The following is a 5,784-nucleotide window of genomic DNA, read 5'->3' on the forward strand; positions in this document are numbered from 1 at the left end:
AAGACGTTCGCCCGCCTCCCAAATGGCGTGTCGGAACGTGGGTACAACATAGTTGAAATAATAGCCTTTCAAAGCCTCGGACGAACCGGGCGACGCAACAATGAACCGGGCAATTATCCGGGAACCTTTCCAACCCTTGAAAAATTCGTTTAATTCGCCCATGTACATTGCCAATCCGCCGTGATTATTTATCGTCCCCGTTGCCGTTATTTCTCGCTTTCTCATCGTCGATTAACTTTTGCATTGTGATATTAAACGCTGTCATTCCAACCGCACGGATAAACGCCCGTTCGCTCGACGAATACCCGGTTGCGACCTTATCCAAAACTTTTGCGAAAAGAATAACGAAATTTCCCGGTTCCCAATGCCCGGTATTGTGCATACGGTCGATAACGTGCGCCCGCAACCTCGTATTATTCCGGGTCGCATCCTTACGGGCTTTCTCCCGGTCGTTCCAAAGGCTCGTTAATTGGCGTTTCACGTTCTCAAAAAACAACGGCATTTTCAACACGTCCGCAATTGTCATTTCTTTAACTTCCATATTGTTTTGTTTAAGGGACGCCGGGGAACCGACGCCCCGGTTAATTACTCGGTTTCGCTGTATTCCTCAATAATTAAATCGTCCTGTCCTCGCTTGACTTCCTCTATAAATCCTTGATACCCTTCTTTCCGGGCTAATTCGATAAGGGATTGCAGACGTTTTGCGCCCAAACTTTCGCCCCTCGCAATGCGGAATACCTTAACGGTCGGATTGCTTGCGATAATCAATTTTGCGGCAACCTCCATTATCTGACTATCCGACACTTTCCCGGCGACAAACGGCACACCGTTTAACTCCAACCCGTCGTCCGTGAACGTCAACCCGGCAATCGGCAATTCCGATTTCGCAATAAGGGTTTCCCGCTCTTTGAGCAAATCCGACAACTTTTTTTCGTGGGTTTGGGCGACCTTTTCGGCGGCGTCCTTTTGCTTTTTCTTCGTCAGATAGTCCACAACCAACGCATTGATTTTGTTGTGTTCCTCGGCTTGTTTGAGGCGTTCGGCTGTATCCAAATTCTCCGGGTTGTTTTCCTCGTACTTTGCCAACCATGCGGCGGCGTTGTTCTTGCGGGTTTCGTAATCGGCTTTATCCGTTTGGATTTGCGCCAATGTTTCGTCGTATTTGTCGGCGGCGGCTTTCGCATCGGCTTTGCTCTTTTTCTTTGCCGCTTCCAATGCCTTTTTTGCCTCGGCAACAATCCGGTCGTATTCGGCTTGGGCTTCCGCCTCATACTTTATTGCGGCGTCAATCTCTGTATTCTTGGTTTCCTCGGCGGCTTTGATACGACCGGGGATTGCCTCCAATTGTTCCGTCCGGGTTTGCAATGCGGTACGCACGGTTTTCGCTTTCTCAATCAACCGGGCGTTCTCGTTTTGTTCCTCCATTAAATCGGCAATGTCGATTTTCTCGGCATACGTTTTGACGTCGCCCGGTTTCAACTGCTTTTCGGCGGCGGCGCAAATGGTCGTGTACGTCTTGACCTCGGCGTTGGCGTCCTTTCTTTTCTCCTTAACGGTCATAACCTCGGCGTCAATCTCGGCAATACGTTTTTGCACATTCTCCGGCAACAATGCCCGGACGTATTGCACTTGCTTTCGGCGACCCTCGGCGGTTTCAGACCACCGGGAAAACTCCACGGCGTCAAAATCCGTATATCCGAAAACCTTTTGCAACATACTTACGTTATCCGACCGCATCCCGGTTGTTTTCTGTTTGATTGATAACGTACCACGGGGGTTGGCTTTGGTAAACCGCAATTCAACGTCGTATTCCTCGCCGTCGTCTCCGACAACCATTTTGGCAAACCCTTTGTCCTCGCCATTACGCAACACGGCGTCCCGGTTCCCGGTCAACAACGCCCCGATTGCCTTTAATAGCGTGGATTTTCCTAACTCATTGTCCCCGGTAATGAAATATACATTACCCTCAAAATCTGCGTTGAACTCCTTAATTACTTGGAAATTCGACAACTCTAATTTTTTGATAATCATTTTATCGCTCTTTTTATGCCGGGGTTGCCCCCGGCGGTTACTACTTATTTGTTTGTTAATATCATTCTTTGGTGTATCATGCTTTGCACCTTGTTAAGCGCATCCCGGTTGGCGTCAACCTCCGACCGGGTGCAATCGGCAATAAAGTTTTCCAAACGCTTATACAGGTCGTCCAACTCTTTTGCCGTCATTGCATGGCGAACGGCTCCCAATTCGTCCTTATCCATTTTTGCAAACTCGTTTAAGGGTTTCCAAATCGCAACGTTTGGGGTCGTCGGCGTTCTTTGTCGCATCAATTAACGGCATATCATTTGTTTTTGCCGTCCAACTTTTACCCGTAACGGGCGACGTGTAAGTTACTTTGTAATGTCCGTACCCGTCAAACTCATACCGGAAATCGCTGATTGTTGTTTTCGCTCTCATTGCTTTTATTTTTTTAGCATTACCGGGAAAACGCCCGGTCGTTGTTATTTCATGCCACAAAAATACGGGAAATATTTTAATTACCAAAATTTTTTATTTTTATTTTCGTGTTAGGGCAAAAAATCCCGATACGGCGCAAGTCGTACCGGGATAAAATCAAAATAATTTCATTTGCGTATCTGTTAAGACGGCAATAACGCCGTCAACTTTTTGTTCCCATGCCGTCCGGGTTGCAATCTTTTCCGGCGTTGGGTTCCGTTCGCACCTCCGTTGGTTGTGGCGCATCTGTTTAACCATGTAGGCCAATTCTTCCAACGTTATTTTCGCCGGATTTTCGATTTGCGGGCTTTTGTTTTCGTCTGCCATCTTTTACCCATTCAAACAAAATAATCGAAATACGGGGCTTAAAATAAACGGTCGTGCATCGGGGCGGGCAAATTCTCCAAAACCCAACGGGGGTTGTTGTGCAAAATGTACCGTCCAAAGTGCATTATCATAAGGGCGTCGGCGTTCCACAACGTCGCCTTAACATCGGGGTAATAATCGGCGGCGGCTCGTTGGTATCGCTTTTTGCGCTCCGGCTTTTCCTCTCCCTTAACCCGCAATTTCAATTCATTTTGCCATTTTTGGGGGTGTACCAAAACAAACGGTACGTCGCACATGGCAATTATCGTTTTCAGTTTCTCGAACTCGGATAACAGTTTTTGAACCCGGAACGCCTTACCGGGGTTGTCGTTCACGTCGTCCGGGCGCAATTGAACCTTTTCGACGAATACCAACGGGCGGCAAATACTTTTCATATAATCAAACCATTGCCGCAACTCCATAAGGTCGCCCGGCATTTTTATTACCTCGGTTTTATGGTTCGGACGCCAAACGGCAATCCCCCCGTTTTTTCCGGGGTCAATCCCAATAATACAATCAATCGTTATTTTGTTCATTTCCAAAAATCTAAATAGTTATCAATCTGTAATTCGTCGGCAATCATTCGGTCAAACGTCCGGGCAATCTCTTTGTCCCTCGCTATCTCATACGCCGTAAAATCCAACTCCGGGGCGTCGGTTCCCTTACGTTGGACGTGGTACGCCTCGTACTTGTTGACGAACCCACGGGCGACACGTTGCATATATCGGGCAAATGCTTGTTTGCGGTCGTCTTCGGTTCCGGCAACCTCATTGGCAAAACCCAACTTTCGCAACCAATCATAAATTAACATTCCGTCAGTAATCCCCAACACAAACCGCCCGGTATATTTGTATTGCAAAAATACCTTCCTACATCGGGCGACGGTTTGGTTGTGATAATACCGTTTTTCCTCCGGCGTCAATTCCTTTTTCGGCTCCGGCAATGCCTTATACGCTTTATGTATAACCCCGTTTTGTTTCCGGCAATATGCGTTCAATACTTTTGCGAAATAATCGGCGTTAAATTGTTGGTAATGTTTCCGTTCGGCGTTGCCGTCCCTATCCTTTGGCAAATAGTCGTCTAATTCCCCGGTAATCAGCAATTCAAACGCTAATTTAACCTCGGATAATGTTAATTGCGAATAATAGCGTTTGAGCAAATCCAACAACCGGGTACAAATATACGTCCAATCGTTCCGGTTTTCCGTGGGAATGATAAACCCCACGTCCATTGCGATAAACCGGAACATTTGCCCGGTTTTGGCAATCAACGTTTCGTCGTCAATCTCGGCAATCTGTTTTTTTGTGGACGCCACGAAAATATATTTTTCGACCGGGGTTAATGCTTTGGCAACCTCCGGTAACTCAACCATCGCCCGGCGAACGTCAATTGCTTTTGCCGTTCCGCTATAAAGCAAAACGGCGGCGGATTGTCGTTTTTCGGGCAACGTTTGTGGCAATCTGTTTGTCTTTTCGGGTAATGCTTCCATGTTAATAATCATCTTTCAAATACTCAATAGCCCCGGCAACGTTCAATCTTTGCGTTGGGGCTTTGTATTCGGGTTTCAAATGCAACTTTTTCTTTTCGACGTCCCCCCGTATGAAATTGCGGACGGTCGCCAACCAACCGTTTTTAGTGCGCTTCATATTCTTTTGGTCGCTCCAATCGCTAACCGAATGAAAGTAATAAACCAAATCGACCTTTTCAAATTCCGGTGTCGCAAACTTACTTTCAAACTCTGAATAATCCACGCCAACGCCGTTTTCAAATTTAACCATTTTGTAAACGTCGGAATTACGGAATAACGTTTTTTTCTCCTTTGGTTCCTCAACCTTTTGTTCTTCCGGGAATAATTCCCCGACAACATTGTTGTTGGGGGTATTCTCATTATCATTTATTGTATTATCTATATTATTACTATTATACCCTAAACTTTCGTTTATGGGTACCCCTAAACTTTCGTTTATGGGGGGCATCAACTTTTGTTTAGGGGTATCAACTCCGGTTAATATCCTTGCTGCCTTTTCGGTAAATGTTAGTAACTCGTAATTTTCACCAAAACAATACAGAGTTTTGTTATACAATTCGCAATTAGGATGTTTTTGTAAAATTCCGGCTTTAATCAAATTATCAATACGCTTTATCATGCCTTGACTTGTCTTTATATTCAATAACGGCATTGCTTCCAATATTAACTTGTGGGAAATCCAAAAATATATTCCCTCCGGGGTGTGCATCTTAACGCAACTTGCACAATTGGCGAAATCTTTTATAAAATCAAAAATCGCCAAATCTATTAAATCTAAATCTAAACCGCTATTAACGGCGGCATATTGGTTTATTAATATCGTGTATTTCATAATATTGATATTTTATAAACATCCGGTTCTGCTACGGGCTGAACTGATTTTATTAATAATCCTTTTTCGCATAACCATTTAAGGCAATCAATAACAGTACTTTTATTTATCCCTAAATTTTCGGATAAATACATAATGCCCTTTGAGTATTCGCCATATTTTACGCAATATTCATGTATCATTGCGTAAATCATTAACTTGTTACCTTTCAAATGTAATTCGTTAATCCACTTCTTTTTAATTATAAAATCCATAATTAAAAATAGAAAGCCCGCAATCCGGGCTACCACACACCGGGAAACGGGCTTTACGCTAAATAAATTAGCAATATCTTTCAAACGGTGGTAGTCGTTTGTTTTATAGTTGCAAATATAAATAAAATTATTCACTTTCCAACTGTTTTATCGGCTCCCACGCCTTGCGTACTTTCAAAACATTGTCGGCACTCTCATTGGGAACCAACGACACGACGGGAAAACGGGAACGGTCGCCCGGTTTTTGGGTCGTGGCAAATTGTACATTCAAATCAAAGATAATGCCTTTGCAAAATCCCCGTTCCGCTAAC

General features: G+C 44.6%; 11 protein-coding genes. All 11 read right to left on the reverse strand.

Features of this window, described 5'->3' with window-relative positions:
- Positions 1–225, reverse strand: a 225-nt coding sequence (locus Q5866_RS20625) for a hypothetical protein (protein WP_303182245.1), incomplete at its 3' end; no start/stop codon positions are given.
- On the reverse strand, positions 185–541 hold the full coding sequence (locus tag Q5866_RS20630) for a hypothetical protein (RefSeq protein ID WP_303182247.1): 357 nt from the start codon (positions 539–541) through the stop codon (positions 185–187). The genes Q5866_RS20630 and Q5866_RS20625, both read right to left, overlap by 41 nt.
- A gap of 44 nt (positions 542–585) precedes the next feature.
- Complete coding sequence (locus tag Q5866_RS20635) at positions 586–2,031, reverse strand: AAA family ATPase (protein ID WP_303182249.1); 1,446 nt, start codon at positions 2,029–2,031, stop codon at positions 586–588.
- A 44-nt stretch (positions 2,032–2,075) separates the two neighbouring features.
- On the reverse strand, positions 2,076–2,258 hold the full coding sequence (locus Q5866_RS20640) for a hypothetical protein (RefSeq protein WP_303182251.1): 183 nt from the start codon (positions 2,256–2,258) through the stop codon (positions 2,076–2,078).
- Positions 2,251–2,454: a hypothetical protein gene (locus tag Q5866_RS20645; RefSeq protein ID WP_303182252.1), complete on the reverse strand. Its 204-nt coding sequence runs from the start codon at positions 2,452–2,454 to the stop codon at positions 2,251–2,253. The genes Q5866_RS20640 and Q5866_RS20645 overlap by 8 nt, the downstream gene beginning before the upstream one ends.
- A 156-nt stretch (positions 2,455–2,610) precedes the next feature.
- On the reverse strand, positions 2,611–2,820 hold the full coding sequence (locus Q5866_RS20650; protein WP_178572449.1) for a hypothetical protein: 210 nt from the start codon (positions 2,818–2,820) through the stop codon (positions 2,611–2,613).
- Positions 2,821–2,858: 38 nt separating this feature from the next.
- A complete protein-coding gene (locus Q5866_RS20655) occupies positions 2,859–3,395 on the reverse strand; it encodes a hypothetical protein (protein WP_303182254.1) in 537 nt (178 codons plus the stop codon).
- A complete protein-coding gene (locus tag Q5866_RS20660; protein WP_303182256.1) occupies positions 3,392–4,348 on the reverse strand; it encodes a hypothetical protein in 957 nt (318 codons plus the stop codon). Before Q5866_RS20660 ends, Q5866_RS20655 begins: the two co-directional genes overlap by 4 nt.
- 1 nt (position 4,349) lies before the next feature.
- On the reverse strand, positions 4,350–5,219 hold the full coding sequence (locus Q5866_RS20665) for a hypothetical protein (RefSeq protein WP_303182259.1): 870 nt from the start codon (positions 5,217–5,219) through the stop codon (positions 4,350–4,352).
- Positions 5,216–5,608: a hypothetical protein gene (locus Q5866_RS20670; protein ID WP_303182261.1), complete on the reverse strand. Its 393-nt coding sequence runs from the start codon at positions 5,606–5,608 to the stop codon at positions 5,216–5,218. Before Q5866_RS20670 ends, Q5866_RS20665 begins: the two co-directional genes overlap by 4 nt.
- On the reverse strand, positions 5,601–5,784 hold a 184-nt coding region (locus Q5866_RS20675), incomplete at its 5' end, for a hypothetical protein (RefSeq protein WP_303182263.1). The genes Q5866_RS20670 and Q5866_RS20675, both read right to left, overlap by 8 nt.

It is taken from the genome of uncultured Butyricimonas sp. (genome assembly GCF_959596855.1).
Taxonomy (GTDB): domain Bacteria; phylum Bacteroidota; class Bacteroidia; order Bacteroidales; family Marinifilaceae; genus Butyricimonas; species Butyricimonas muris.